Source organism: Sanguibacter massiliensis (assembly GCF_900240335.1).
Classification (GTDB): domain Bacteria; phylum Actinomycetota; class Actinomycetes; order Actinomycetales; family Cellulomonadaceae; genus Flavimobilis; species Flavimobilis massiliensis.
This window is the reverse complement of the sequence record NZ_LT964979.1, coordinates 2,729,185-2,754,929: the sequence shown is the minus strand read 5'-3', so window position 1 is coordinate 2,754,929 and position 25,745 is coordinate 2,729,185. Positions and strand designations below refer to the sequence as shown.

Here is a 25,745-nt window from a genome sequence, read left to right as displayed (position 1 = left end):
GTCGGGCAGCTGAGAGCGAGCGCCTCGCACGTCCCGGTCCGACGGACCGGCGTGCTCACGCCGGACGCTCCGCCGGCTCAGTCCAGCGTGAGCCGTTCGAGGATCGCGGGGTCGCCCGCGTAGATGCCGTCCGTGCGCGGTCGGTGGACGACGACGTCGGTGAAGCCGAGCTCGGCGGCGCGCCCGACCATGTCGTCGAACTTGCCGACGGACTCGAGCGAGTACGTGAACGTGTCGAGGTTGAGATAGCGCGGGAAGAGCTCGTGGTCGGCGACGGCGTCGCTGCGGCCGGCACGCTCGAGCGCGTCGTCGAGTCGGCCGCTGAGGGTTGCGAGGCTCTGCCACCACGCGTCGACGTCGTCGACCTGCTCAATGCCCGTCGTCACCCAGCCCTGGCCGTGGCGGACGACGACGTCGAGGGCGCGCGGGCCGTTGCCAGCGACGAGCATCGGCGGCGGGGCGGCGAGCGGTCCCGGGTACGTGCGGGCGCCGACGGCGGTGTAGAACTCGCCGTCGTGGTCGGTGACGGGCTGCGTGAGCATCGTCGTGAGCAGGTCGCAGAACTCGTCGAGGCGACGGACCTTCTGCCCCGGGGTGAGCGGCTCCTGCCCGAGCACCGCCGCGTCGAAACCGCCGCCGCCTGCGCCGAGGCCGAGGAGCATGCGGCCACCGGAGATGTCGTCGAGCGTGAGGACGTCCTTGGCGAACGTCACGGGGTGGCGGTAGTTGGGGGTCGCGACGAAGGTGCCGAGCTGGATCGTCGTCGTGGCGAGCGCCGCGGCGGTGAGCGTCGGGACAGTGGCGAACCAGGGCTCGTCGGCGAGCGAGCGCCACGCGAGGTGATCGTACGTCCACACGTGCGCGAAGCCCAGGTCCTCGGCGTCGCGCCACATGGGCGCGGCCTCGGTCCAGCGGAACTGGGGGAGGATGCACAGGCCGACTCGCATGGGTCGAGAGTAGCCCGGGGTGTGGGGTGTGGAGCGCGGGGTACGGAGCACGGGGTACGGGGGCACTGAGCGCGTGCCACGGCGCGCGTGGCGCGGGGCGCGGCGCTCGGGACGCGGCGCTCGGGACGCGGGGTACGGAGCGCGTGCCACGGCGCGCGTGGCGCGGAGCGCGGCGCTCGGGACGCGGGGTACGGAGCGCGGGACGCGTCTGCGGGCGCGGGGCTGCGGACGCGGGGTACGGAGCGCGGGGTATGGAGCGCGGGACGCGTCTGCGGGGCGGAGCTGCGGACGCGGGGCTGCGGACGCGGGGCTGCGGACGCGGGGCTGCGGACGCGGGGCTGCGGACGCGGGGCTGCGGACGCGGGGCTGCGGACGCGGGGCTGCGGACGCGGTCTCCCTGCGACAGAGCCGCATCGTCGCTCGCGTCCAGGGCGCCATGCACACCCCACCCTCACCTCACCCTCTCGCGCGATGCATCTCACCCCGATGCCAGCGACTTGCGACGAACAAATCGAACACCTGTTCGGTAGAATCTGTCATATGGCGGACGAGCAGGGTCGCGTGCACCGCGATCGCAGCGATGCTCCCCCACCCGACAGCCACGCGGCCTGGGTGGAGGAGGGCATCCGCCTGCGCGAGCTCCAGGACGTCGTCCTGCGCGCCGTCGAGCAGGCCGAGCGCACCATCCGGACGGCCGCCGCGATGAAGGCGCGAGCCCTCGCGCACCTCGGCGTGCTCGCCGACCAGGAGGCGGCGCACGCGGAGCGCGTCCCCGACATCGCGCTCGCGTCCTCACGAGCGGTCGAGGCCGCGCACCGCTCAGGTATCGCGGAGGTCGCCACGACACTCCGCATGCCGGAAGGCTCGGTGAGGCGCGCCTGGGAGGACGCGCGGACGACCGCCGAGGAGCACCCCCGGCTTTGGAAGGCGCTCCTCGACGGCCAGGTCTCGGAACGGCACGTCACGGTCGCGCTCGAGGAGCTCACAACGCTTCCGCCGGAAGCGCGTACGACGCTCGAGTCCGAGATCCTCGAGAAGGCTCCGACGGTTACGGCCGCCGGTCTCCAGTCGTTCGCCCGGCGCCGTCGCGAACTGCACCACCCGGAGTCGGTCGACGTCCGGCACCGTCGCGCACGCGCAGGTCGTCACGTGCTCCTCACGCCGCCACGCGACGGTATGTCGACCCTCACGGCCCATCTGCCAGCGGTCGCCGCGCACGCGATCTACAACCGTTGCACGGATGCCGCGATGGCGGCCCGCTCCCCCGAGGACCCGCGGACGCTCTCCCAGCTCCGCGCCGACGCACTCATGGCGTATGCACTCGCCGACAGCGCCCTGCTCATCCCGCATCACGACGCTGGACACGGGACGTCGGCGGCGCGGGTACGCGAGAGCGCGCAGGACCAGGCTGCTGCCGATGAGTCCGGAGACGGTCCGACGCCGGCCGGCCAGGCGGCCACAGGACAGGCACCCGGCGCTCAGACGCGGGCCGGTCAGACACCGGCCGGTCAGACACCGGCCGGTAAGACTCCGGCCGGTCTCACCGGCAGCCAGCAGCGCATGCTAGAGGCCGCTCACGCGGAGGCCCTCGGGGACGACGATGCACACGCTGCGTCCGCGGCCTGCGACATCGATATCTACGGCATCGTGCCGACAGTTGCCGTTCTCGTCCCCGTCGACTGGCTCGCCGAGGACCCGCTGCTCCACGGCGACACTGACGGGCCAGGTCCTGACGTCGAGCATCGGGGCGCGGCGCACGGCGAGCATCGAGACGCGGCGCACGGCGAGCTCGTCGGGGCGGGCCCGATCGACCGGGACACGGCTCGAGCGCTTGCCGCACAGAGTCCGTCATTGCGGCGAATCCTCACCGATCCGCACACGGGAGTACCGCTCGACATGTCGAGGTCGACATACCGCGTCCCGTCGCACCTGCGCGTCTTCGCGCAGCTCCGCGACGAGACGTGCCGGTTCCCGCTGTGTCGCCGTCGCGCCGAGGCGTGCGACCTCGACCACGTCGAGGCTTGGGAGGAGGGCGGGTCCACGTCCGCGTCGAACCTCGCTCACCTCTGCCGGATGCACCATCGACTCAAGCACGCAGGATCCTGGTCGGTCCAGGTGGCCGACGAACCAGGCGCAGGACGGCTCCGCCCCTCGACGCTCACTTGGACCTCACCCACAGGACGCGCCAGCACGACGCGCGCCGCGATCGGCGGGGCCAACGACATCACTCGCGGCACCCCGCCCACAGATCCGCCGACGCCATCACAGGCGATGGCCACCACGGGCATGATCGCCGATCCCCGCGCGAACACCTCAGAAGTGCCGCCTCACGCTTCGGCCGAGGACGAGAACCAGGTCGGGAACGAAAACCAGGGCCGCGCACCGTCCGGCCCTTCAAGCGACACCGGAAGGGCCCCCGACGACCCCGTCCCCTTGTGACGGTTCCCTGGGCACCAGACGAGTCTCTGACTCCTGATGAGCCTCTGACTCCTGACGAGTCTCTGGGTACGGCGGACCCGGTGGCGCGACAGGCCACGTCACGACGCTCCGGGACGTGCCCAGATACACCTCGGGGGCGGCCGCGATGGCCGCCCCCGAGGACAAACGCGCTGCTGCGCTCAGTTGGTGCCGAGGATGTCGACGACGAAGACGAGGACGTCGTCGCCACCGATACCGGCCTGCGGGACGCCGCGCGAGCCGTAGCCGTGGTGCGGCGGGATCGAGAGGAGGACGCGCGAGCCGACCTGCTTGCCGACGAGGCCCTCGTCCCAGCCGCCGATGACCCGGCCGAGGCCGATCGGGAAGTCGATCGCCGAGCCGCGGTCGTAGGAGTTGTCGAAGACGTGCCCGCCCCACGTCTGGCCGAGGTAGTTGACGACGATGTTGTCGCCGGCCTCGATGGTGTCGCCCGTGCCCTGGACGAGGACCTGGACCTCGAGCTCAGCGGGAGCCTCGGTGTCGGGGAAGGTCAGCACCGGCTTGTCGCCGAAGCCGCCGGATGCCTGGGGAAGGGTTGCCACGGTGTCGAACCTCTCGTCGTGGTAGCGCCTCGCGGTCGCGAGGCCTCGGTCAAGGGTAGTGGGCCGGGCGCAGGTCTACACGTGGTGCCGCGCAGTGCATCCATCGCTCCCCCAACCGTGCTCCCAGCGCGGGCCTCCCCCACTGTGGGCAGCCCGACGGCCGGCGTGCCAGCCCGAGTACCACCGCGGACGGCCAGACGGCCATCCCGGTCAACACGGCCAGACGGCCATCCCGGTCGACACGGCCAGACGGCCATCCCGGTCGACACGGCCAGACGGCCATCCCGGTCGACACGGCCAGACGGCCATCCCGGTCGACACGACCAGACGGCCATCCCGGTCGACACGACCAGATGGCCACCCCGGTCAACCGAGGACCACCGTGGGCAGCCCAACGGCCCCCGCAGGCAGCCTGAGGCACAGTGCGCTGCAGCGCATGCAACGACGCGGCTGCCCCGGAAGAGGGGCAGCCGCGTCGGGAAGCGTGCAGCCGCGTTGGTCAGTGAGCCGTCGCGCCTGGTGCTGACGTCAGTCGCGACCGGCGAGGATCGCGAAGATGCGCAGGAACTCGACGTACAGCCAGACGAGCGTCACGACGAGGCCGAACGCGAACGCCCAGGCGAGGTTGCGGGCGACGCCGACCTCGACGCCGTGCTTGATCTGCTCGAAGTCCATGACGAGCGAGTAGGACGCGAGGAGGACCGCGACGGCACCGATGATGACGCCGAGCGGGAAGTCGGCGATCTCGACGCCGGAGCGCAGACCCCAAGCGGTGTCGGTCGCGCCGAAGAGCATGAGCCCGAGGTTGACGAGCGAGAACGCCGCGTAGGAGATCATCGCGATGAAGAACATCTTCGTGAGCTTCGGTGAGGTGCGGAGCTTGCCGCTCTTGAATCCGATGAGGACGACGGCGAAGGTGACGACGGTCGCGATGAGCGCCTGCATGGCGACGCCCGGGTAGATCGTGTCGAGGAAGACCGAGAGTCCACCGAGGAAGACACCCTCGGCGACGGCGTAGCCCATGATGAGCGCGGGGCTCGGCGACTTCTTGAAGATGTTGATGAGCGCGAGGACGAAACCGATGATCGCGCCGGCGATGTACAGGCCGGGCATCGCGGGCGACAGCTGCCAGGAGACGGCTGCCGCGATGACGACGAGCGCGAGGAGCCCGCCGGTCTTGACGATGACGTCGTCGTACGTAAGACGGTTCGTCTGCACGGGCGTGGCCGACGGCTGCGCGTACATGTTCTCGAGCGTCGCGGCGGACGCCGCGGTGCCGTAGTCGTAGCCCTGAGCCTGGTTCCCGCGCTGCTGCACGGGGTCCTGGAAGGCCCGGCTCGACGTGAAGACGGGGTTGCTCACTGTTCCTCCTGGCAGTCGTCACAGTCCGGGCGGTCGTCCGGGCTGCTCGCGTTGTTGCGCGTTCTGTGTGGTGGAACGCGCGCGGTCCCCACATCGTTCCCGCTCGTCCCGACGCGTGCGGAACTGGTCCAAGCATGCCAGGAACGACGGACATCGCGGCACAGCTACCGAAAGTCGGTGCCCCCGGTGGGACTCGAACCCACACTGCGTCGGGTTTAAGCCGACTGCCTCTGCCGGTTGGGCTACGGGGGCCCGCGCGCGGCGCCGCGCGGCAGGCACGATCGTCCCACGGAATACACTCGGGGAGTGGTCTAGACCAGAGGGCCTCGCAGCACCTAGGATCAACCCGATACACACACGGAGCGAAGGAGCTCGACCATGGAACGTACTGTCACCGTCGCGATTCTCGAGGGGCTCCACGCCCGCCCGGCCGCGATGTTCGTCCAGGAGGCCGGCAAGCAGCCCGTCGCCGTGACGATCTCGCGCGGCGAGGACGCGCCCGTCGACGCCGCCTCGATCCTCGGCGTCATGACGCTCGGCGCAGCCGCAGGCGAAGTCGTCACGCTCCGCACCGAGGGCGACGGTCCCGACGACGTCACCGCGCTCGACGCCCTCGAGGCGTTCCTCAGCCAGGAGACCATCTGAGGCACGCCGGCACGGCGCACCACCTGAGCATCAGGGCCTCTGCGCAACGAGGCGCCTGAGCGTCAGGAGCCCCGCGTGCACATGACACAAGTACACGCGGCACAGCGCGGGAGCACATGACCCAGCACGACGGGCCGGCGAGGATCACCCCTCACCGGCCCGTCGTCGTCCGTGCCGCCCGCGGGCTAGAACGCAAGCTCCGCGAGCGCCGGGTCGCCTGCTGCCTCCCCGCACACGCCGACCGGAGCCGAACGAGCCGCTCCTTCACGGCACGTCGCTGCGACGAGCTGCAGGGCAGCAGCGGGAAGAAGCCCGCCTGGAACATGCCTGCGGCCGGGTCGCCAGCGCAAGAGCGCGGGTTGTCACCGTGGACGACGTTGCCGGCTGCGTTCGTGAAGTCACCGAACTGGAACCACGGCATCGAGTTGAGCAGGCGGTGGAGACCGAAGGGCACGAGCAGGCGGTTGAGCGTGCCGATGACGAAACCACCCACGACGGCCGAGCCGGTGACCCAGTCGCCGGCCGCGGTGAACGCGGCGTCGAAGGCCGGGTAGATGAAGGCGGCGAGGACGCCGATGAGGACGGCGACACTGATCACGAAGAGCATCGGGAGGTTGCCGAGGAGTGCGTCACCGGCGGCCGCGAGGACCTGAGCGACAGGGGCGAGCCAGTCGGCGTTCTTGCCGAAGCCGTCGGCGCCGAGCATGTCGGGCTGCCCCAGGCGCAGCAGCAGCAGCGCCGCGGCGGGGAGCGAGGCGATGGGAAGCATGAGGGAACGGCCCACGCGCTAGAGCTGGGCGAACCCTGGGGTGGTCCGCTTCGTGCGTGCTGCGGTCTGGTCGACCGTGGTCATGGCACTCTCTCGGGTCACGTCACGGTGAGGCTTCGGTGCGTCGCCGGACGGTGGTCGTGAGGTGATGGCGTGGAGCCGGTGGCGCGTCGGCGGCGACCGTCGTCGGTCGTCCCCCGAGTCCTGGCGTACAGTCGTGGGACAAGTTGTCTGGACCACTTGCCACCACAGTGGTCTAGACATGATGATGTGTCAAGCGCTCCGACGACGGAGACCACGTCCCGACGGCGGGACCACCCAGGGAGGGGGACCAGCGCCATGACGCCGCAGCAGGCTGCACGCCGCCACAAGCACCTCGTCGTGCGCGACTACCTCACCGACCTCATCGCCACCGAGCTCGAGGTCGGCGACGCCGTGCCCTCCGAGCGCGCCCTCACCGAACGCTTCGACGTCTCCCGCATGACCGTCCGCCAGGCCCTCGACGCCCTCGTCACCGAGGGCACCCTCGTCCGCGAGCAAGGCCGCGGCACCTTCGTCGCCCCCCACCACGCCGACTTCGAGATGCGCCTCACGACGTTCAGCGAGGAAGCCCGCCGCCGCGGCCTCAAACCCGGCGCCGAGGTGCTCGAGGCTACGACCGGCCCCGCGAGCCCTCGCGTCGCCCGCGCCCTCGACCTCGACGTCGACGCGCCCGTCCACCACGTCGCCCGCCTCCGCACCGCCGACGGCACACCCATGAGCATCGAGTCCTCGTGGATCCCCGCNCCGGCGAGGCGTCGGCGGCAGCGTCAGATGTGTAAAAGAGCCAGGCCCCCGACCTCCTCACCGACGGCGTCCCCGACAGCCTCTACACCGTCCTCCGCGCGCTCGACCTCGCCCCCACGTGGGGCGAGGACACGCTCCAGGCGGACGACGCGACCCCCGACGAAGCCAGGCTCCTCGGCATGACGACGCAGCACGCCGTCATGCGCACCCAGCGGCGCACCTACGCCGGCCAGACCGCCGTGATGTACACCCAGTCGACGTACCGCGGCGACCGCTACAGCGTCTTCGTCCCCCTCCGCGAGGCACGGCCCATGCTCGTCCCCCGTCCCGCACCCACCGCGCCCCACATCCCTGAAGCCCTCACACCCACCCCTGAAGGAGCCTCATGAGCACGTCCGACCAGGAGCGCGCCGCTGCGATCCTCGCCCCCGACATCGAGGACCTGCGGTGACCGCACCCCTCGACATCCTCGCGCCCGTCGCCGGACGCACCATGGCAATGGCCGACGTCGACGACCCCGTGTTCTCCGCGGGCTACGTCGGCCCCGGCGTCGCCATCGTCCCCGACCCCGAGGCCGGACGCGACGCCGTCGCCCCCATCGACGGGACGATCGTCAAGGTCCACCCCCACGCGTTCGTCATCGCGGGCGCCGACGGACGCAGCGTCCTCGTCCACCTCGGCATCAACACCGTCCAGCTCGACGGCAACGGCTTCACCGTCCACCACCAGCAGGGCGACACCGTGCAGCGCGGCGACGTCCTCATCACGTGGGACCCCGCCACCGTCGAGGCGGGTGGCCGCTCCGCCGTCTGCCCCGTCGTAGCCCTCGAGGCCCCAGCCGACGCACTCACCGACGCCCCCGCCGACGGCACCGACGTCACCCTGAGCGACACCCTGTTCGTCTGGGGCTGAGCTCTGGGGCTGAGCAGAGCACGACAGCACCTGGAGCACGGCACAACGATGAAGGGCCAGGACGTCGAGAGATCGACGTCCTGGCCCTTCATCGTGAGGGGCAGCCCCTGAGGCGAACCATCAGGCCTTGTCGTCGGCCGTGTCGTCGGGCTTTGCGTCCGCCTTCGCGTCGGCGCGCTTCGCGTCCGCCTTCGCGTCAGTCGCGAGCGCCGTGTCGTCGGGCGTCGTCACGGCCGCCTCGGCGGCCGCCGGTGCGGCCTTGGCCGCGGGCGGCTGCGACGCCGCACGGAACGCCGCGCGCGGATCGTGGATCGAGCCGAGCGAGATGACCTCGCGACGCAGGAACAGCGCGCCCGTCCACCCTGCCATGATGCGGATCTTGCGGTTCCACGTCGGCATCGCCATGACGTGGTACGTGCGGTGAAGCACCCACGCGAACCAGCCACGCACCTTGATCCTGCCGAACATCTGCGCGACGCCCTGGTACATGCCGAGCGACGCGACCGCACCGACGTTTTTGTGCCGGTACTCGGTCGGTTCGACCGAGCGCAGCGCCTTCGCGAGGTTCTCGCCGAGGCGGTTCGCCTGACGGATCGCGTGCTGCGCGTTGGGCGGGCACGTGCCGCCCGCGACGAGGTCCGGCACCGCGGCGCAGTCGCCCGCTGCCCACGCGTCGGGCACGACCGTGCCGTCGGCGTCGACGATCTGCAGGCAGGCGTTCGTCGTGACGCGGCCGAGCTTGTCGAGCGGCAGGTCCGAGTCCTTGAGGACCGGGTTCGCCTTGACGCCCGCGGTCCACACGACCGTGTCCGCGTCGAACTCCTGCCCGTTCGACAGGACGATGTGCCCGTCGACGCACGAGCTGAGGAACGTCGAGAGATAGATCTCCATGTCACGCTTACGCAGCTGGTCGAGCGTGTACCCGCCGAGCTCGGCCGACACCTCCGGGAGGATCCGCGGCGAGCCCTCGACGAGCACGAACCGCAGGTCGGACGCGTCGATCTCCGGGTAGTACTTCACCGCGGCGCGCGCCATCGACTCGACCTCACCGATCGCCTCGACGCCCGCGAATCCGCCGCCGACGAAGACGAACGTCAGCATGCGCCGGCGCGTCTCCGGGTCCCACGTCGAGCTGGCGACGTCAATGCGGTTGAGCACCTGGTTGCGGACCGCGATCGCCTCCTCGACCGTCTTGAAGCCGATCGCCGTCTCCGCAAGGCCCGGGATGGGCAGTGTGCGGGACACCGCGCCGAGGCCGACGACGAGGTGGTCGTAACGGATCGTGTACGCGTCGCCCGACTCGGGCTGGATCGTCACGCGACGTCCCGCGTGATCGATGTGCGTGACGAGGCCCTGGAGCAGGTCGACACCCTTGACGGCGCGACGCAGCGGGGCGACACCGTGACGGCCGTCGATCGAGCCGGCCGCGACCTCGGGCAGGAACGGCTGGTAGGTCATGTAGGGGCGCGGGTCGACGACGACGATCGCCGCCTCCCGCCCGCCGAGGCGCTTGCGGATGCGACGGGCCGAGTAGAGGCCGACGGATCCGCCGCCGAGCACGACGATGCGGGGCACCTTGCGGGGCGTGGGCGCGGCCGACTTCTGGGCGCGCGCAATCTCGGTCAGATCATCCTGGGGCATAAGGACATCCTAACGCCGCCTCCTGCGCCCGTCCGCGAGTGTTTCGTCACGCGAGCAGCCGCGTAGGGAACGTCAGGAGCACGGCAGTGACTGAGTGATCGCGAGCGCCCACACGACTCCGGCGCCGTCACGCACCCCACCACGGACGGCGAACGCCATCAGGCGCGTACAGCGGCCGAGAGCGCGATGCCGTCGAGGATGTCGTGCTCGCTCGTGAGGACGTCCGCGAGCACGCCCCCGCGCTCGGCGACACGCTGCGCGACGCGCGCGACGACCTCCGACCACACGAGCGCACCCGCCGCGATGACGTCGACGCGCCCGGGGTGCATGAAACCAAGCGCAGCACGCTCGTCGCGCGGCATCGCGAGGAGGTCCTCGCACGCCGCGAGGACGACGTCCGTCGGCAGGACAGCGCCGTTGATCGCGTCGCGGTCGTACGCCGGCAGGCGCAGCGCGTGCGCCGTCACCGTCGTCACGGTCCCCGCCAGCCCGACGAGCGGGCGTGCCGCCCCGAGGTCGACATGCCCCTCCGCGACGTCGAGCGCCGCGCGGACATCCGCGCGCGCCGCCGCGACCTGCGCGGCCGTCGGCGGGGCCGACACGAGGGGCCGCTCCGTCATGCGCACGCAGCCGACGTCCATCGAGAACCCCCCTGCCGGCACCTCCGTGCCGAGGACGAGCTCGGTCGAACCACCGCCGAGGTCGACGACGACGTACGGGGCCTCGTGCCCGCCGTCGATGACGCTCGTCGCCCCCGCGAACGACAGCCGTGCCTCCTCGGCACCCGCGACGACCTCCGGCTCCACGCCAAGGATCTCCCGCACTCCGTCGACGAACTCCTGCCGGTTGCGCGCGTCACGCGTCGCCGACGTCGCGACGAACCGCGCCCGCTCCGCACCGAGCTCCGCGATCGTCGCCGCATAGTCGCGCGTCATCTCGAGCGTCCGCGCGAGCGCCACCGGGTCGAGCTCGCCCGTCCGGTCGACACCCGCCCCGAGGCGCACGACCTCCATGCGCCGCACGAGGTCCGTGAGCGTCCCGTCGGACGCGACGTCAGCGACGAGAAGACGGATCGAGTTGGTTCCACAGTCGATGGCAGCTACGCGAGTCACGTCGGACATCCTCCCACCATCGTCGGACAGTGCCGGAACCGGAACCACGTCCAGAGGCGCGGAGAGCGCCGCCGCCCCGAGGCGCAGCGACCAGCGCACACGCCCCGCGTCGGCTCCGGCCGTTCCCTTCGGCCTTGCTGCGACCTGCGCACACGGCGAGAGCTCCGTCAACCGCGACGGTGGTCGGCATGGGCGCGGGTGGAGGTCAGCAGTAGCAGCGATCCCGGGACCACGTCCCGGCCGCCGCGATGAGCGCGAGCGCCTCGTCACCGAGCGGCTGCACGCCCGGCCCCGCCGCGAGGGCGTGCCCGACGAGCACGTGGAGGCACTTCACCCGGGTCGGCATGCCGCCCGCCGAGATCCCGTCGATCTCCTCGACATGCCCGAGCGCCTCACGCTCCGCGAGGTAGTGCTCGTGCGCCCTGCGGTAGCGCGCGGCGAGATCCTCGTCTTCGAGCAGCCGCGCCGACATCTCCCTCATCACCCCGTTCGCCTCGAGCGTGCTCGCCCCCGCGACGAGCGCCGGGTGCGTGAGGTAGAAGGTCGTCGGGAACGGCGTGCCGTTCTCGAGCCGTGGAGCAGTCCGCACGACGAGCGGACGACCGCACACGCACCGTGCCGCGATCCCCACGACACCCCGCGCCTCACGCCCGAGCTGCTCGTGCAGCGCAACGAGGTCCGCCGCCGTCACCGTCTCATCGACGGCAGGAGCCACACCCTCTTCGGACGGCTGCGGCACGGTCGGGTCGATCTGCTCGGTCACGGGACTCCCATCGGGGCGGCTGCGGGGACGCCACCATTGTCCCTCACTACACGAGGCACAGGGCACAGGGCACAGGGCACAGGGCACAGGCCGCAGGGTGCGGGACGCACGGCACAGGCCGCAGGCACGTCACCGCCGGGCGGCGGGTCAGGGGGTCGCGTCGCCCGCACCGTCGCCGCTGTCGGTGCCGCCGTCGGCGTCGTCGGCGTCGTCGGCGTCGTCGGCGTCGTCGGCGTCGTCGGCCGGTACCTTCGTCACGGGCGCACCGGCCTCCGTCACCTCGACCGTGCCCGCGACCTCGAACGAGTTCCACATCGTCGCGTACCAGGGAGCGTCGGCGAAGCCGACGTCGACCGGGCCCTCCGTCACACCCTTGCCCGTGTCCGGGTTGACGTTCTCAACGACCGACTCCGGGTCGAGTACCCGCAGCGCAACCTCGCCCGGGTACACGTACGCGAGCCGCTCGCGCGCCTGCGCCGCGACGAACGCGTCGTCGTTCCACCGCCCGAGCTCGTACCGCAGTTCCTCGTTGCGCGCCTTCGCGTCCTCGACCTGCTGACGCATCGATTGGAGCTCCGCAGCCTGCGCGAAGTACGCGCGCACCGTCGGGAACAGCAGGACGAACGCGAGCATCGCGACGACGAACAGCACGATCGACCGCACCGTGAGGATGCGCGGCCACGCCGACGCGGTCGCGACCGACCGCTCGCCCCTCGGCGCCCCGCGCGGCTCGCGGCCCGCGGGCCGCCTGCTCGCGGGACGCCCCCCGCCAGCCCGGCCGCTCCCAGTCCGTGCCGAGCCGCTCGGGCCCGACGACGTCCGAGGCGCGCTCGGGCGCGCGCGTGTGCCCGACGACCGCGACGGGCCGCCCGGGGACGCGGGACGACGAGAGCTCACGGCACCATCCTGCCCGCTGCACGACCCGTCCGGGACCAGCGACCCGCACCCACGCACAGTCTTCACCACCACAGGCGCGACCCGCTCGCCCCTCCCCAACCCGTCGCCCCCCGGCCGCCCCCCCCCCCCCGCCCGCCCCCCCCCCGCCCCCCCCCCCCCCCCCGCCCCCCCCCCCCCCCCNGCGGGGTGGCTCGGGCGGGGGTGGCTCAGGCGGGGAGTGGTCCGCCGCTAACGACGGAGGCCGGACCCCCGTAGGGATCCGGCCTCGTCAGACGGTCAGCGCCGCCCAAAGCTCACGCGTCGCTGGGCCTCGGCCCGGCGACGCGAGGACTCACTTGCCCCAGCGCGGGAACGCCGAGCGGCCCGCGTACACCGCGGCCTCGCCGAGCGCGTCCTCGATGCGCAGGAGCTGGTTGTACTTGTTGATGCGCTCGCCACGCGCAGGAGCACCCGTCTTGATCTGACCAGCGTTGACCGCGACCGAGAGGTCAGCGATCGTCGTGTCCTCGGTCTCACCCGAGCGGTGCGACACCATCGCCGTGAAGCCGGCACGCTGCGCGAGCTGGACGGCCTCGAGGGTCTCGGTGAGCGTACCGATCTGGTTGAGCTTGACGAGGAGCGAGTTCGCCGACTTCTCCGCGATGCCGCGCGCAAGACGCTCGGGGTTCGTGACGAAGAGGTCGTCGCCGACGATCTGCACCTTGTCGCCGACCTTCGCAACGAGCTTCGCCCAGTCGCTCCACTCATCCTCGGACAGCGGGTCCTCGATCGAGACGAGCGGGTAGTCCGTGACGAGCTGCTCGTAGTAGGCGATCATCTCGTCGCCCGACTTCGTGCCGCCCTCGAACTGGTAGGCGCCGTCCTTGAAGAACTCGGTCGCAGCGACGTCGAGCGCGAGCGCGACGTCCTCGCCCGGCGTGAAGCCAGCCTTCTCGATCGCGACGAGGATGAGGTCGAGCGCGGCACGGTTCGACGAGAGGTTCGGCGCGAAGCCACCCTCGTCGCCCAGACCCGTCGCGAGACCCTCGGACTTGAGGACCGACTTGAGCGAGTGGTAGACCTCAGCACCCGTGCGCAGGGCCTCCTTGAAGGAGGACGCGCCGATGGGGGCGACCATGAACTCCTGGATGTCGACGTTCGAGTCCGCGTGCGAGCCGCCGTTGAGGATGTTCATCATCGGGACGGGCAGGACGTGGGCGTTCGGGCCGCCGACGTAGCGGTAGAGGTCGAGACCGGCCTCGTCCGACGCGGCACGGGCCACGGCGAGCGAGACACCGAGGATCGCGTTGGCGCCGAGCTTGCCCTTGTTGGGCGTGCCGTCAAGCTCGATGAGCGTCTGGTCGATGGCACGCTGGTCCTCGACGTCGAAACCGAGGATCTCCGGGGCGATCTCCTCGTTGACAGCGTCAACAGCACCCTGGACGCCCTTGCCGAGGTAGCGGCCCTTGTCGCCGTCCCGACGCTCGACGGCCTCGAACGCACCGGTCGACGCGCCAGAGGGGACGCCCGCGCGGGCGGTCACGCCGGAGTCGAGGGCGACCTCGACCTCGACGGTCGGGTTGCCGCGCGAGTCGAGGATCTCGCGTGCGTACACGCCTTCGATGATGGCCACAGAGAACTCCTTCAGATGACTGTGTGGTGGTCCCTCCCAGGGTAGTCGCCCCCGCCTGCGCGCGGGACCCGTCTTTCGTCCTACGGACGCCGTGCGTCACCGGTCCGACGTGTCGCACCCTCCCCCGTGCGGCACGTCGTTCGCGCCCCGGACGTGGCGCGACCCCGCCGCCTCGCGCGCAGCCGGACACGTCGGTGCCCCGGCGCGATACGCGCCGGGGCACCGGTTTGTCACCTGCAGGGGACGGGTGTCACTTCCAGGAGACGGAAGCGCTGAAGCTGCCGCTCGAGGACGTCATGCCGGTGCGGTTCGCGCCGGACTCCCAGATGACGTTGCCGTTGCCGTCCTTCTTGATGAACTTGTACTCGAACGACGTGCCCGCGGGGATGGCGACTTCGCTGGTCCAGACGGGGTAAGTCGCCGACGACATCGGCTTGGCGTTCGCCGCGTTCCACGAGCCGAGCGCCTCGATCGAGCCGACGACGTAGACGTTTTGACCCCACACGGTCGTCGCGTTGACCGAGAACGTCGCGGCGCTCGTGACGGGAGTCGTCGGCGGGTCGGTCGGCGTCGTCGTGCCGCACGGGTCGGTGCTCGTCACGGTGCCGTTGTTCACGGCGGCGACTGTGCCGGAGAGGCTGTAGTCCTTCGAGCCGTTGTTGTCCCACGTGCCCGAGCCGTTGTTGAACGCGGCCGTGATGCCCGAGGCGCCGCCCGCGATGGTGCGGCTCACCCAGCCGTCGCACGCGGCGGTGAGGTCTGCCCCGGGCGCGGTCGTCCAGGCGCCGGAGCCGATCTTGTAATGGACCTTGTAGGCGCTCCAGCCCTTCGACGTCGAGTAGTAGACCTTGAGGTCGCCCGAGGTGGGTGGCGGGGTCGTCGTGGGAGGGTCCGTCGGCGTAGCGCCGCCCTTGACTAGCGCGAGCGCACCGTACTGCGGGACGGTCGCCGTGAACTCTCCGGAGCCGTTGACCGTGTAGGTCTTGCCCGTGGCCGAGACGACGTCGGTGTACGTGCCCGCAGGGAGCGACGTCTTGTACGTCCGCGTCGCGGGCGAGGCCTCGTTGTTGAGGACGAGGAAGCCCTTGTCACCGCGGCCGAAGGCGACCTGGTTGTTGCCGTTGTCCCACCAGTTCGTCACGGAGGTCCCCGCGACGGCGTTGTGGAACTTCACCATGCCCGTGATCTCCGGCTTGGCATGGGTGCAGGTCCACACGCTGTTCGAGCACTTTGCCGACGGCACGTCGGAGCTCGTCGAACCGGCGACGCCCGCCTCCTTGTCCGTGAACTGGAAGCCCGTGTACACCGACGGCGAGCCGTAGGGCCAGGCGAGCATGAAGGCGTTGGCGAGCAGGTACTTCGCTCCCCACTTGTAGTTCATCGTCTCGCCGTTGCGCTCGGTGTCGTGGTTGTCGACGAACACCCCGGCGCGGTCGGACGGCAGCTTGCCGTCACCGATGGTGCGCAAGTTCTTGATCTGGCCGTCGAAATGCTTCTTGAGGTCGCGGGCGTAGTCGAACTCGTGGGAGTCGCCCGAGTCCAGGTACTCCGAGGGCTGGATGGGCTCGCCGTAGGCGCCGATGACCTCGTGGACCCAGAAGACGTTGGGGTTCGAGAGCTTCGACTTGATCGCCTGGAGGTCCGCGGCGGGGATGTGCTTGGCCGCGTCGATGCGGAAGCCGGCGACGCCCATGGAGATGAGGTCGTTGAAGTAGCCGGCGATCTTGCCACGGACGTACTCCGAGGACGTCCGGAGGTCCTGCAGGGAGCCGAGACGGCAGTTCTGGACGACATAGCGGTCGCCGTAGCGCTTCCCGATGTCCTCCTTGCAGTCGTTGAAGTCGTTGGAGCCGTAGAGACCCGGGTAGTTCTCGATCGAGTAGCTCGAACCGCCCGTACCGACCCCGCCACCCCTGTCCGCTCCGGTCATGTGGTTGACGACCGCGTCCGCGATGATGCCGACGCCCGCCGTCTTACAGGTGTTGATCATGTTCTGGTACTCGGCACGCGTGCCCAGCTTGGACTCGATCTTGTAGGAGACCGGCTGGTAGGACGTCCACCAGTTGGCGCCCTGGATGTGCTCCTGCGGAGGCGAGGTCTGGACGTAGCCGTAGCCAGCAGGCCCGATCGTCGTCGTGCACTCCCGCGCGATGTCGTTCCAGGACCACTGGAACATGTTGAGGATGACGTCACCCCGGCCGTTGGGCGACGTGACGGAGGTGGTCGGGCGCGGGGTAGCACCCTGCGCGGGGAGCACGACGGCCGCGAGGCCCGCTCCGGCGACGGCGACCGCGGCCGCAGCCGCAAGAAGTCGCCTGCCACGCCGCTCACGCGACGAGACGGGGGGATGGACGGGGTGGTGCATTGAATGGCTCCTTGCTCAGGGTCGTCGATGACCCGTTCCTGGCGCTGCGACATCGCCGCGCCCGCGCCGGTCGCCTCCCGCAAGACTCCGGCCCGCGAATGAAACCTTACGGAAAGTTGCGAGGGCGACAACCCGAGGCACCCCGGGGACGGCGACTGCACCCATCGGCGCGCAGAACCAAGCGGGTCGTACAAGATGGGATGTTCTCCGGCGGTCCGCATGGCGAGATCTCCCGGTTCTGCACGTCCCGCACGACCCCCCTCGGTCGCGGACCTCTTGGTCGCGGGCCACCTCAGTCGCGGGCCCCCTCAGCCGCCCCCTCACGCTCGATCCTCCGCGCCACGGCTGTGAGCCGCGCCGTCCGGACCCGCAGCTCGCTCTCGAGATCGACCCCGGCCGCGTCCGCCTCCGCGACGAGCTCGACCAGCCGCTCGCCGAGCTCGCCACCCGCCGTGCGCGCCCCGACCTCACCGGACGCCGGATCCCCGCCGTGCAGGTCGCCGAGCGCTGCCTCGAGGAGCCCAGCCCGCCGCAGCCGCCCTCGCACCTTCTGCGCGGCCGCGAGCGCTCCGAGCCCCGCCGGAATACCGTCGAGCACCGACTTCCGCCGCTTCTCGCGCGCCTTGAGCGCATCCCACTGCGTGTCGAGGTCACCCAACGGCGTGTCCGCAAAGACGTGGGGGTGTCGGTGGACGAGCTTTGTCGTGAGGTCCCGCACGACGTCCTCGACGTCGAACGGGTCGTCCGCGTCCTCCTGCGCGACCCGGGCGTGGAAGACCACCTGGAGCAGGACGTCGCCGAGCTCCTCCCGCAGGCCCTCGCGGTCACCCGTCTCGATGGCCTCCGCAAGCTCGGCCGACTCCTCGAGCAGGTACCGCACCAGGCTCTCGTGCGTCTGCTCGGCGTCCCACGGGCAACCGCCCGGCGACCGCAGTCGGTCCATCGTGCTGACGAGGTCGTCCCAGGCATCGCTCATGGAGCCATCATGACCCAGCCGGCCCCGCGCGCAGGAGGCGCCCGGGGCGTCGCCGCCACTCGTCAGCAACGACCCAGACGCGGGGCCGGGGCGGACGACCGCCGCGGTGCGGCGGCAGGGGGTGGGTCCGACCCGGAGCGTGGACGTCAGTACGCGCCCTCGTGCGCGAGCACCGCACGGAACGTGCGCGCGAGGATGAGCACGTCACCGACGAGCGACCAGTTCTCGACGTAGTAGAGGTCCTTGCGCAGGCCCTCCTCCCAGGAGAGGTCGGACCGCCCCGAGACCTGCCATAGCCCTGTGAGGCCGGGCTTGACGAGCATCCGACGTGGCGCGTGCCCGTCGTACTGAGCGACCTCCGTCGGCAGCGGCGGCCGCGGCCCGACGAGGCTCATGTCGCCGCGCAGCACGTTGAGGAGCTGCGGAAGCTCGTCGAGCGAGTACCGACGCAGGATCGCGCCGACCCGCGTGACCCGCGGGTCGTCACGCATCTTGAAGAGCGGACCGGCGCCCTCATTCGCGGCGGCGAGGTTCGCGAGCTCCGCGTCGGCGCCGACGCGCATCGAACGGAACTTGAGCATCTGGAAGGGCCTGCCGTCGCGCCCGACCCGCCGCTGCCGGTACAGCACGGGTCCCGGGCTCGTCGCGCGCACGCACACTGCGATGACGAGCATCGGCAGCGCGAGGACGAGCAGCGCTGCGAGCGCGAGACCCCGGTCGAGCGCGGACTTCGCGACGTAGCGCGCGCCCGAGAACTGCGGCGCATCGACGTGCACGAGGGAGAGGCCCTCGGCCGGGCTGAGGACGACCCGCGGCCCGGCGACGTCGACGAGCCCGGGAGCGACGATGAGGTCCGTTCCTGTCGACTCGAGCCGGTAGCCGAGGTCCCGCACGACGCCCGCCGTGAGACTGTCGGCCCCGACGACCGCGACCGCGTGCGCGTGCACGACCCGCACCTGGTGGGGGACGTCCGCGACGTCGCCGAGCACGGGGATCCCGGCGATGACCTCGCCCGCGAGCGGGTCGCCCCCGGGGATGCACGCGCCCACGACGAGGTAGCCGGCCCGCGGGTTGCTGTTGAGGTCCGCGACGAGCTCCGCGACGCAGGTCCGCGAGCCCGTGACGATGAGGCGCGACAGTGCGCGTCCCTCGTCCCGGAGGCTCTTGAGGTAGGTGCGCGCGCCGAAGCGCGCGAGGAGCACGAGGGGCAGCCCGGCGACGAAGAGCACGACGACGACCGCGCGGTCGACTCCCGCGCCCACGAGGAACGCGGCGAGCCCGACGGCCGCGACGACGTGCCAGCTGGCCCGCCACACCCGCGAGTACTCCTCGAGCCCGATCCCGACGATCCGCCGGTCGCGCGTCTTCTCGACGACGAGCCCGCCGAGCCACAGGACGACGACGAGCGCCGCGACGACCGCCCGGCCCGCGATGTCGCCGCCCGACCACGGGCGCACGGCGACGGTCGCGGCGACGAGGATCGCCGCAGCGTCGAGAAGCGTCACGAGCGACGAGTACCGTCCCGTCCACGGGACGCTGTCGAGGATGCGGCGCCTGCCGGCGACCCGCGGCGTGACGACGCTGCCGTCCGGCGTCGTCCGCGCTCCAGGAGCGCCGCCGAGGCGCGGCGCGTGAACGGTCGCGAAGAACCGGCGGACGCCCGAACCCACCGCCGAGTCCGCCCCGGCCGGGAGCCCGACGGGGAGCCTGCCGGGGAGAGGTGCACCAATCGGGTGGGCCACGTCAACGTCCACGTCACTCGGTCGCGACGCCCGCGAGCGTCGCGTGAGGGTCGAGGAGGGAGAGCGCACGCCGCAGTTGCGTGCTCGAGGTGTGCATCGTGTAGGGGAAGTAGACGACCTCGACCCCGACGTCGCCGAAGCGGCGCTCGAGGTCCTCGCCCGCGGCAGTGCCGCGCCAGTCGTCACCCTTGAAGAAGAGGTCGAAGGGGTGCTCGCGCCAAGTCTGGAGCTTGTCGGGCTGGGTCTCGACGACGACCTCGTCGACGAACCGCACGCTCCGGACGATCTCCGCACGCTCGAGCGCGGGCACGACGGGACGGCGACCCTTCGCGAGCTCGAGCATGTCGTCGTCGACGACGCCGGCGATGAGGTAGTCGCAGCGCGCGGCGGCGTGCCGCAGGACGTTGAGGTGACCGACGTGAAAGAGGTCCCACGCGCCCGGTGCGTACCCGACCACCTTGCGCGCCGACCCTGCGGCACGCACCTGCCCTGCACCCATGTGCTCTGCTCCCCATCCGTCGACCGCCGGCGCGGCGTTCCGGCCCGCGCCGGGCGCGGCGCCCCCGGCCCCGCTGGACCCAACCTAGGAGCGAGTCGGGATCAACCGGCACCCCTGTGCGGGGTGGGGGTCGGGTGACCTGCGCGGGTGAGACTCAAGGCGCGGGGTGAGGCGCGGGCGAGCAGAGGTATCAGCCAGGGGGGAGCAGCCGTGCCGACTACTCCGACGTCCCACGCGCCGCCGCAGACGCGACGTTCCCGAGCACGATCGCCTCGACGAGCTGCCGCGCCCAGGCGAGGACCTCCGCCCCGTGCAGCGGCCGGCCACCGATGCGCGCCGTCGTCGGGAACGGGACGAGCACCGCTCGGATCGCGGGCTTGAGCATGCTGCCCGGGTAGAGCCGCTGGAGGCGCAGCGTGGACGACTCGGGCAGTTCGACCGGTGCGAAGCGGATGTGCTTGCCCTGGGCCGTGACGTCGCGCAGACCCGCGGCCCGCACGAAGTTCCGGAACGACGCGACCTCGAAGAGTGCCGCGACGGCCTCGGGCACGGGCCCGTAGCGGTCGACGAGCTCGGCCCGCACCTCCGCGAGGACCTCGTCCGTCTGCGCGGCGGCGATCTTCTGGTATGCCTCGAGCCGCAGCCGCTCGTGCGCGATGTAATCGTGCGGCACGTGCGCGTCGACCGGGAGCTCGATCGAGACCTCGGGAGCCTCCTCCTCCGCGTCACCCCGGTAGGCCGCGACGGCCTCGCCGACCATGCGCACGTAGAGGTCGAAGCCGACACCCGCGATATGCCCCGACTGCTCACCGCCGAGGAGGTTGCCCGCACCACGGATCTCGAGGTCCTTCATGGCGATCTGCATGCCCGCACCGAGGTCGGTGTGGGCCGCCATCGTCGCGAGGCGGTCGTGCGCCGTCTCCGTGAGCGGCTTCTCCGGCGGGTAGAGGAAGTACGCGTACGCGCGGTCGCGGCCACGTCCGACACGGCCGCGCAGCTGGTGGAGCTGCGAGAGCCCGAGGACGTCGGCCCGCTCGAGGATGAGCGTGTTGGCGTTCGAAATGTCGAGGCCCGTCTCGATGATCGTCGTCGACACGAGGACGTCGAACTTCTTGTCCCAGAAGTCCTGGATCACCTGCTCGAGCTGGTTCTCGTTCATCTTGCCGTGGGCCGTCGCGATCCGGGCCTCCGGCACAAGCTCCTGGAGCCGGGCCGCAGCCTTCGAGATCGTGTCGACCTTGTTGTGGACGTAGAAGACCTGCCCCTCGCGCAGCAGCTCGCGCCGCACGGCCGCCGTGATCTGCTTGTCGTCGTACGCGCCGACGTACGTGAGAACCGGATGACGCTCCTCCGGAGGCGTCTGCAGCGTCGACATCTCACGGATGCCCGTCACCGCCATCTCGAGCGTGCGCGGGATCGGCGTCGCCGACATCGCGAGCACATCGACATTCGTGCGCAGCTGCTTGAGCGTCTCCTTGTGCTCAACGCCGAACCGCTGCTCCTCGTCGATGATGACCAGCCCGAGGTCCTTGAACCGCATGAGCCCCGTGAGGAGCCGGTGCGTGCCGATGACGACGTCGACCGAACCGTCCTTGAGCCCCGCGAGCACCGCCTCGGCCTCGGCGTCCGTCTGGAAGCGCGAGAGCGCCTTGACCGTCACCGGGAACGCCGCGTAACGCTCCGTGAACGTCTCCAGGTGCTGGTTGACGAGCAGCGTCGTCGGGACGAGGACGGCCACCTGCTTGCCGTCCTGCACGGCCTTGAAAGCAGCCCGCACCGCGATCTCCGTCTTGCCGTACCCGACGTCGCCGCACACGAGCCGGTCCATGGGGACCGGCTTCTCCATGTCCGCCTTGACCTCCTCGATCGTCGCGAGCTGATCAGGCGTCTCGACGTACGCGAACGCGTCCTCGAGCTCACGCTGCCACGGGGTATCCGGCCCGAACGCATGGCCCTGCGACGCCATGCGCGCCGAGTACAGCCGCACGAGCTCGCCCGCGATCTGCTTGACGTGCTTGCGCGCCTTCGCCTTCGTCTTCTGCCAGTCCGCACCACCCATGCGGTTGAGCGTCGGCGACTCCCCACCCGTGTACTTCGTCACCTGGTCGAGCTGGTCCGTCGGGACGAACAGCCGGTCGCCGGGCTGCCCCTTCTTCGACGACGCGTACTCGACGACGAGGTACTCGCGCACCGCCTTCTTCGCGCCCGCACCCGTCGTCCGCTGCACGAGCTCGACGAAGCGCCCAACGCCGTGCTGCTCGTGGACGACGAAGTCCCCCGGCCGCAGCGCGAGCGGGTCGACGACGTTGCGGCGCTTCGACGGCATGCGGCGCATGTCGCGCGTCGAGCTGCCGGCCCGGCCCGTGAGGTCCGCCTCCGAGAACACCGCGAGCCGCAGCTCCGGGTGGACGAAGCCCTGGCCGACGGGCGCCGCGAGCACGTGGACGACCCCGCCCTCGGGAGCGAGCGGCACGTCGCTCACGAGACGCGCTGCCGTACCCTCCGCGGAGAGCTGCTCGGTCATGCGGCGCGCCGGACCGTGCCCCTCGGTCGAGAGCACGAGGTGCCAGCCCGCGAGCTGCAGCCCGCGCACGTCGTCGAGCGCCCGCTGCACGTCACCGCGGTACGTCTCGACGTCCCGCGCCGCGACGCGCAGCACCGCGGCGTCCTCGTCGACGACCGTGACGTCCTCCCCCTCCGGCCCGTGCGCGAACGGCGTGAGGGTCCACCAGCCGAGCCCCCGCACGGCCGCGAGGTCGCGGACGTCCGCGATCGTGAGGAACGAGGCCGCCGAGAGGTCGAGCGGCGTCGCGGCGCCCGCCGCGGCCGACGTCCACGCCGCCGCGAGGAACTCCTCGGTCGTCGCGACGAGGTCGTGCGCCCTGCGGCGCACGCGCTCGGGATCCGCGACGACGAGCAGCGCGTCGTCCGGCACAAGATCGAGCACGGGCACCATCTCGTCGACAAGCGCAGGCGTGAGCGACTCCATGCCCTCGACCGCGATGCCCTGCGCCATGCGGTCGAGCATCTCCGTCGCGCCCGGCAGACGCTCGATGAGCGCCTCCGCCCGCGCGCGGACCTCAGGGGTGAGCAGCAGCTCGCGGCACGGAGGCGCCCACAGACCGTGCTCCGCGATCTCGAGGCTGCGCTGGTCGGCGACCGCGAACCAGCGGACCTCCTCGACGTCCTCGCCCCACAGCTCGATGCGCACCGGGTGGTCCTCGGTCGGCGGGAAGACGTCGAGGATGCCGCCGCGCACCGCGAACTCCCCACGCCGCTCGACCATGTCGACCCGCGTGTACGCAGCGTCCGCGAGACGCTGGGCGACGTCGGTGAGGTCGACCCGATCCCCCGCACGCAGTTGCACGGGCTCGAGGTCGCCGAGGCCCGCGACAACAGGCTGCAGCAGCGAACGCACCGGCACGACCAGCACACGGACGGGACCGTCGACGCCCCGCTCCCCCGAGGGGTGCGCGAGCCGACGCATGACGCCGAGACGGTTCGCGACCGTGTCCGCACGCGGCGAGAGCCGCTCATGCGGGAGTGTCTCCCACGCCGGGAGCACCGCGACGTCGTCCGCCGGCAGGTAGCACGACAGCGCCGCCGCGGTCTCGTCGGCCTCGCGCCCCGTCGCGGTGACGACGACGAGCGGACGGCCCGTCCGGTAGACGACGTCCGCGACTTCCGCGCCCGCCGCGGCCGCGGCGTCTGGGTCCGCGCCCGCGAGCAGCGCGAGCAGGCCCGGCCGCACACCCGCGGGCGCGACGACGTCGAGCGCACCGCGCGCACTCACGCGATCGACCGCGTCGGCGACCGCCGCATCCTGGCGCAGGAGGGCGAGCACACCGGTGAGGGACATGGTTCTCCAAGGTGGGGCAGGCACCCCGGACGACGGATTTTCGGCCCCGAGTCTACGCCCGTGCCCTCCCCCGGCCACATGAGCGTCACCGCCACGAATCACCCCGGCGCTCACCCCGCCCTCCCCTGTCGGATGATCCCGACGGCTCGCCACGATCGATCCAGGCCGGTCACCCCGGCGCCGACCCGAGGAGGACCGATGCCCGCCGAGATCTATGCACCCGCAGCCGCCGTCATCGCGCTGTCGCTGCTCATCGTCACGCTCGTCATCCGACGCGCACGGCGCCACGTCGACGCGCCCTCGCTCCCCGCCACCCCACCCGCGACGTGGACACCCGCAGCCCACCTCGACACGTCGTTCACGCTCCCGCGCCGCCACTCCGACGGCACATGGTCCGAGATCTGGAACGACGTTTGGGGAGATGCCCGCTGACGCCCCGTCGAGCCTCGCGCACGACGGTGCCCGGCACCCGGAAGGGGCCGGGCATCGTCGCGTGACGAGCGACGTGCTGCGCGAGGCGCACGGCCCCGGGGAGGGGGCAGCGTGGGCCCCGAACGACGGTCACGCCCGCAAGGACGCCTCGGAGGGTGGGTCCGTTGTCTCTCGCCTGACGAGCAGGAGGCCCAGAAGCAGGGTGAGGAACACCATCGTGCTCGCGAACGGCGCAAAGAGCAGGTCCCAGAGGACCCGCAGGCTCAGCAGCACGATCAGCGCTGACGCCGTCCCGTCGACGAGACGCCCGAGGAGCCCCCGACCGACGACGACGAGCAGGACCACGCCGAGGAGCAGGCCCACGAGCCCGGACCAGGCCCACAGATCACCGACGACCGAGTGAACCTCGACACCACGACCGAACATATACCTCTCGACGTAGCCGTTGTTCGGGTCGTAGCCGAGACTGGACATCCCGATCTTCGCCGCACGCAGCTCGGTACCGTCGGGCAGGACCCCGAGGCCGAAGCCGAGGGGGCGCTCCCGCACAAGCGCGAACGTCGCCCCCATCTCAGGACGCGAACCGACGAGCATCGAGCCGGACTGCTCGATCTGCCGCGCCGAGCGTTCCGCGGCAGCGGTGCCGAGTGCCCCCTCGAGCGCAAGCGCCTGGCCGAGCTGGTAGGCAGCGCCACCGAGGACCGCGACGAGCAGGAAGAGCCCGAGCACGCTTCCGCGGCGCTTCGTCCGACCCCGGCGCAGCCGCGAGCGTTCGCGCCACTGCTGCCCCGCGACGATCGCCGCCGTCATGAGGACGAGACCGAACATCGAGCGCGAGTCGTTGACCCCGCACAGACCGGCTACGACGAGCAGCGCAGCGATCTCGAGCCGTCGCGAACGACGGAGCCAGGCGATCGACAGCACGACGACCGCCACGGGCACCGACAGCGTGAACTTCCACGGATTGATCGGCGAAAGGTCCGTCATCGCCGTCGCGAGCATCCCGACACCGAAGAGCAGGCCCACCGCCGGATCGCTCCAGCGCTCGCGCGCCCAGAGGACGACGGGCACCCCGAACGTCACGCCGAGCAGGTGGAAAGCTCCGTCGCGCGTGACGTTCGGCAGGACCGTCGACTCCGGATGGGCGAGGTTGGCGAGGAGCAGGCCCGCACCGATCGCCACGAGCCACAGGAGGAAGAGGCCGGATGCTCCGCGGAACCGGCGGAGCGACGACAGCAGGACCGGGGCGAGCGCGACCGCGAGGACCGTCGCGACGGTGAGACCTCCGACGACGGGGTACCACGCGCCGGCGATGACGACGAGCGCGGCCGCGAGAAGCTTCTCGATCGTCCTCGTCCGGTCCGCCTCGGTCACCTCCGGACCAGGCGTGATGCCCGGAGCATGCG

The 25,745-nt window shown here is 71.3% G+C and carries 19 protein-coding genes, 1 tRNA gene and 2 pseudogenes; 6 read left to right on the top strand and 16 right to left on the bottom strand.

All coding sequences use genetic code 11. From position 1 onward, the window contains the following. Window positions 1–77: 77 nt before the first annotated feature. Window positions 78–947, bottom strand: coding sequence for an LLM class flavin-dependent oxidoreductase (locus C1729_RS12685; protein ID WP_102510266.1), 870 nt, complete (start codon window positions 945–947; stop codon window positions 78–80). A gap of 540 nt (window positions 948–1,487) precedes the next feature. Here C1729_RS12685 and C1729_RS12680 point away from each other — a divergent pair. Further along, a complete protein-coding gene (locus C1729_RS12680) occupies window positions 1,488–3,386 on the top strand; it encodes an HNH endonuclease signature motif containing protein (RefSeq protein WP_165375505.1) in 1,899 nt (632 codons plus the stop codon). A 179-nt stretch (window positions 3,387–3,565) separates the two neighbouring features. On the opposite strand, the gene C1729_RS12675 is transcribed toward C1729_RS12680, so the two are convergent. The 3 genes from C1729_RS12675 to C1729_RS12665 all read right to left on the bottom strand — a co-directional run bounded on the left by C1729_RS12675 (window position 3,566) and on the right by C1729_RS12665 (window position 5,581). Then, window positions 3,566–3,967 carry an FKBP-type peptidyl-prolyl cis-trans isomerase gene (locus C1729_RS12675; RefSeq protein ID WP_102510264.1) on the bottom strand — a complete coding sequence of 134 codons (402 nt, stop codon included), beginning with the start codon at window positions 3,965–3,967 and terminating at the stop codon, window positions 3,566–3,568. Between the two features lie 528 nt (window positions 3,968–4,495). After that, window positions 4,496–5,329, bottom strand: a complete 834-nt coding sequence (locus C1729_RS12670) for a Bax inhibitor-1/YccA family protein (RefSeq protein WP_102510263.1) — start codon at window positions 5,327–5,329, stop codon at window positions 4,496–4,498. 178 nt (window positions 5,330–5,507) lie between these two features. Beyond that, window positions 5,508–5,581, bottom strand: a tRNA-Leu gene (locus C1729_RS12665). A 126-nt stretch (window positions 5,582–5,707) separates the two neighbouring features. Here C1729_RS12665 and C1729_RS12660 point away from each other — a divergent pair. Further along, window positions 5,708–5,974 carry an HPr family phosphocarrier protein gene (locus C1729_RS12660; RefSeq protein WP_102510262.1) on the top strand — a complete coding sequence of 89 codons (267 nt, stop codon included), beginning with the start codon at window positions 5,708–5,710 and terminating at the stop codon, window positions 5,972–5,974. Between the two features lie 316 nt (window positions 5,975–6,290). Here C1729_RS12660 and C1729_RS15120 read toward each other — a convergent pair. Continuing rightward, a pseudogene (locus C1729_RS15120) lies at window positions 6,291–6,581 on the bottom strand (PTS transporter subunit EIIC); the annotation flags it as partial. 501 nt (window positions 6,582–7,082) lie between these two features. On the opposite strand from C1729_RS15120, the gene C1729_RS12650 reads away from it, so the two are divergent. From C1729_RS12650 to C1729_RS12645, 3 genes and pseudogenes are all read left to right on the top strand, one after another. Beyond that, window positions 7,083–7,712: a GntR family transcriptional regulator gene (locus C1729_RS12650; RefSeq protein ID WP_277985819.1), complete on the top strand. Its 630-nt coding sequence runs from the start codon at window positions 7,083–7,085 to the stop codon at window positions 7,710–7,712. Further along, window positions 7,631–7,918, top strand: a pseudogene (locus C1729_RS15255) (UTRA domain-containing protein); the annotation flags it as partial. The gene C1729_RS12650 and the pseudogene C1729_RS15255, both read left to right, overlap by 82 nt. Before the next feature lie 58 nt (window positions 7,919–7,976). Continuing rightward, window positions 7,977–8,441 carry a PTS sugar transporter subunit IIA gene (locus C1729_RS12645; RefSeq protein ID WP_242493832.1) on the top strand — a complete coding sequence of 155 codons (465 nt, stop codon included), beginning with the start codon at window positions 7,977–7,979 and terminating at the stop codon, window positions 8,439–8,441. A gap of 120 nt (window positions 8,442–8,561) precedes the next feature. Here C1729_RS12645 and C1729_RS12640 read toward each other — a convergent pair whose 3' ends face one another. From C1729_RS12640 to mfd, 10 genes are all read right to left on the bottom strand, one after another. Beyond that, a complete protein-coding gene (locus C1729_RS12640) occupies window positions 8,562–10,082 on the bottom strand; it encodes an NAD(P)/FAD-dependent oxidoreductase (protein WP_102510261.1) in 1,521 nt (506 codons plus the stop codon). 158 nt (window positions 10,083–10,240) lie between these two features. Beyond that, window positions 10,241–11,194 (bottom strand): Ppx/GppA phosphatase family protein, encoded by a 954-nt coding sequence (locus C1729_RS12635; protein WP_242493831.1) that lies wholly within the window; start codon window positions 11,192–11,194, stop codon window positions 10,241–10,243. 205 nt (window positions 11,195–11,399) lie between these two features. Further along, complete coding sequence (locus C1729_RS12630; RefSeq protein ID WP_102510679.1) at window positions 11,400–11,909, bottom strand: DUF501 domain-containing protein; 510 nt, start codon at window positions 11,907–11,909, stop codon at window positions 11,400–11,402. A 195-nt stretch (window positions 11,910–12,104) separates the two neighbouring features. Next, complete coding sequence (locus C1729_RS15115) at window positions 12,105–12,854, bottom strand: FtsB family cell division protein (RefSeq protein ID WP_242493830.1); 750 nt, start codon at window positions 12,852–12,854, stop codon at window positions 12,105–12,107. Between the two features lie 331 nt (window positions 12,855–13,185). After that, a complete protein-coding gene (gene eno / locus C1729_RS12620) occupies window positions 13,186–14,466 on the bottom strand; it encodes a phosphopyruvate hydratase (RefSeq protein ID WP_102510259.1) in 1,281 nt (426 codons plus the stop codon). 250 nt (window positions 14,467–14,716) lie between these two features. Further along, window positions 14,717–16,831: a carbohydrate-binding module family 20 domain-containing protein gene (locus C1729_RS12615; protein WP_102510258.1), complete on the bottom strand. Its 2,115-nt coding sequence runs from the start codon at window positions 16,829–16,831 to the stop codon at window positions 14,717–14,719. A gap of 292 nt (window positions 16,832–17,123) precedes the next feature. Next, on the bottom strand, window positions 17,124–17,807 hold the full coding sequence (locus C1729_RS12610) for a nucleoside triphosphate pyrophosphohydrolase (protein WP_102510257.1): 684 nt from the start codon (window positions 17,805–17,807) through the stop codon (window positions 17,124–17,126). A 146-nt stretch (window positions 17,808–17,953) separates the two neighbouring features. Further along, window positions 17,954–19,549: a sugar transferase gene (locus C1729_RS12605; RefSeq protein WP_242493829.1), complete on the bottom strand. Its 1,596-nt coding sequence runs from the start codon at window positions 19,547–19,549 to the stop codon at window positions 17,954–17,956. 13 nt (window positions 19,550–19,562) lie between these two features. Further along, window positions 19,563–20,048, bottom strand: coding sequence for an FAD synthase family protein (locus C1729_RS12600; protein WP_102510256.1), 486 nt, complete (start codon window positions 20,046–20,048; stop codon window positions 19,563–19,565). Between the two features lie 217 nt (window positions 20,049–20,265). Continuing rightward, window positions 20,266–23,907: a transcription-repair coupling factor gene (mfd, locus tag C1729_RS12595; protein WP_102510255.1), complete on the bottom strand. Its 3,642-nt coding sequence runs from the start codon at window positions 23,905–23,907 to the stop codon at window positions 20,266–20,268. A gap of 198 nt (window positions 23,908–24,105) precedes the next feature. Between mfd and C1729_RS12590 the strand changes: the two genes are divergently transcribed. Further along, window positions 24,106–24,339 (top strand): hypothetical protein, encoded by a 234-nt coding sequence (locus tag C1729_RS12590; protein ID WP_102510254.1) that lies wholly within the window; start codon window positions 24,106–24,108, stop codon window positions 24,337–24,339. 129 nt (window positions 24,340–24,468) lie between these two features. On the opposite strand, the gene C1729_RS12585 is transcribed toward C1729_RS12590, so the two are convergent. After that, entirely contained in the window at window positions 24,469–25,713 is a 1,245-nt protein-coding gene (locus tag C1729_RS12585; RefSeq protein ID WP_102510253.1) for a hypothetical protein, read from the bottom strand. Between the last annotated feature and the right edge of the window lie 32 nt (window positions 25,714–25,745).

Bases quoted from the DNA above. Each gene is read 5' to 3' on its own strand.
- C1729_RS12660 (WP_102510262.1), top strand. From the start codon at position 5,708: ATGGAACGTACTGTCACCGTCGCGATTCTCGAGGGGCTCCACGCCCGC.
- mfd (WP_102510255.1), bottom strand. From the start codon at position 23,907: ATGTCCCTCACCGGTGTGCTCGCCCTCCTGCGCCAGGATGCGGCGGTC.
- C1729_RS12685 (WP_102510266.1), bottom strand. From the start codon at position 947: ATGCGAGTCGGCCTGTGCATCCTCCCCCAGTTCCGCTGGACCGAGGCC.
- C1729_RS12590 (WP_102510254.1), top strand. From the start codon at position 24,106: ATGCCCGCCGAGATCTATGCACCCGCAGCCGCCGTCATCGCGCTGTCG.
- C1729_RS12610 (WP_102510257.1), bottom strand. From the start codon at position 17,807: ATGAGCGATGCCTGGGACGACCTCGTCAGCACGATGGACCGACTGCGG.
- C1729_RS12680 (WP_165375505.1), top strand. From the start codon at position 1,488: ATGGCGGACGAGCAGGGTCGCGTGCACCGCGATCGCAGCGATGCTCCC.
- C1729_RS12600 (WP_102510256.1), bottom strand. From the start codon at position 20,048: ATGGGTGCAGGGCAGGTGCGTGCCGCAGGGTCGGCGCGCAAGGTGGTC.
- C1729_RS12615 (WP_102510258.1), bottom strand. From the start codon at position 16,831: ATGCACCACCCCGTCCATCCCCCCGTCTCGTCGCGTGAGCGGCGTGGC.
- C1729_RS12640 (WP_102510261.1), bottom strand. From the start codon at position 10,082: ATGCCCCAGGATGATCTGACCGAGATTGCGCGCGCCCAGAAGTCGGCC.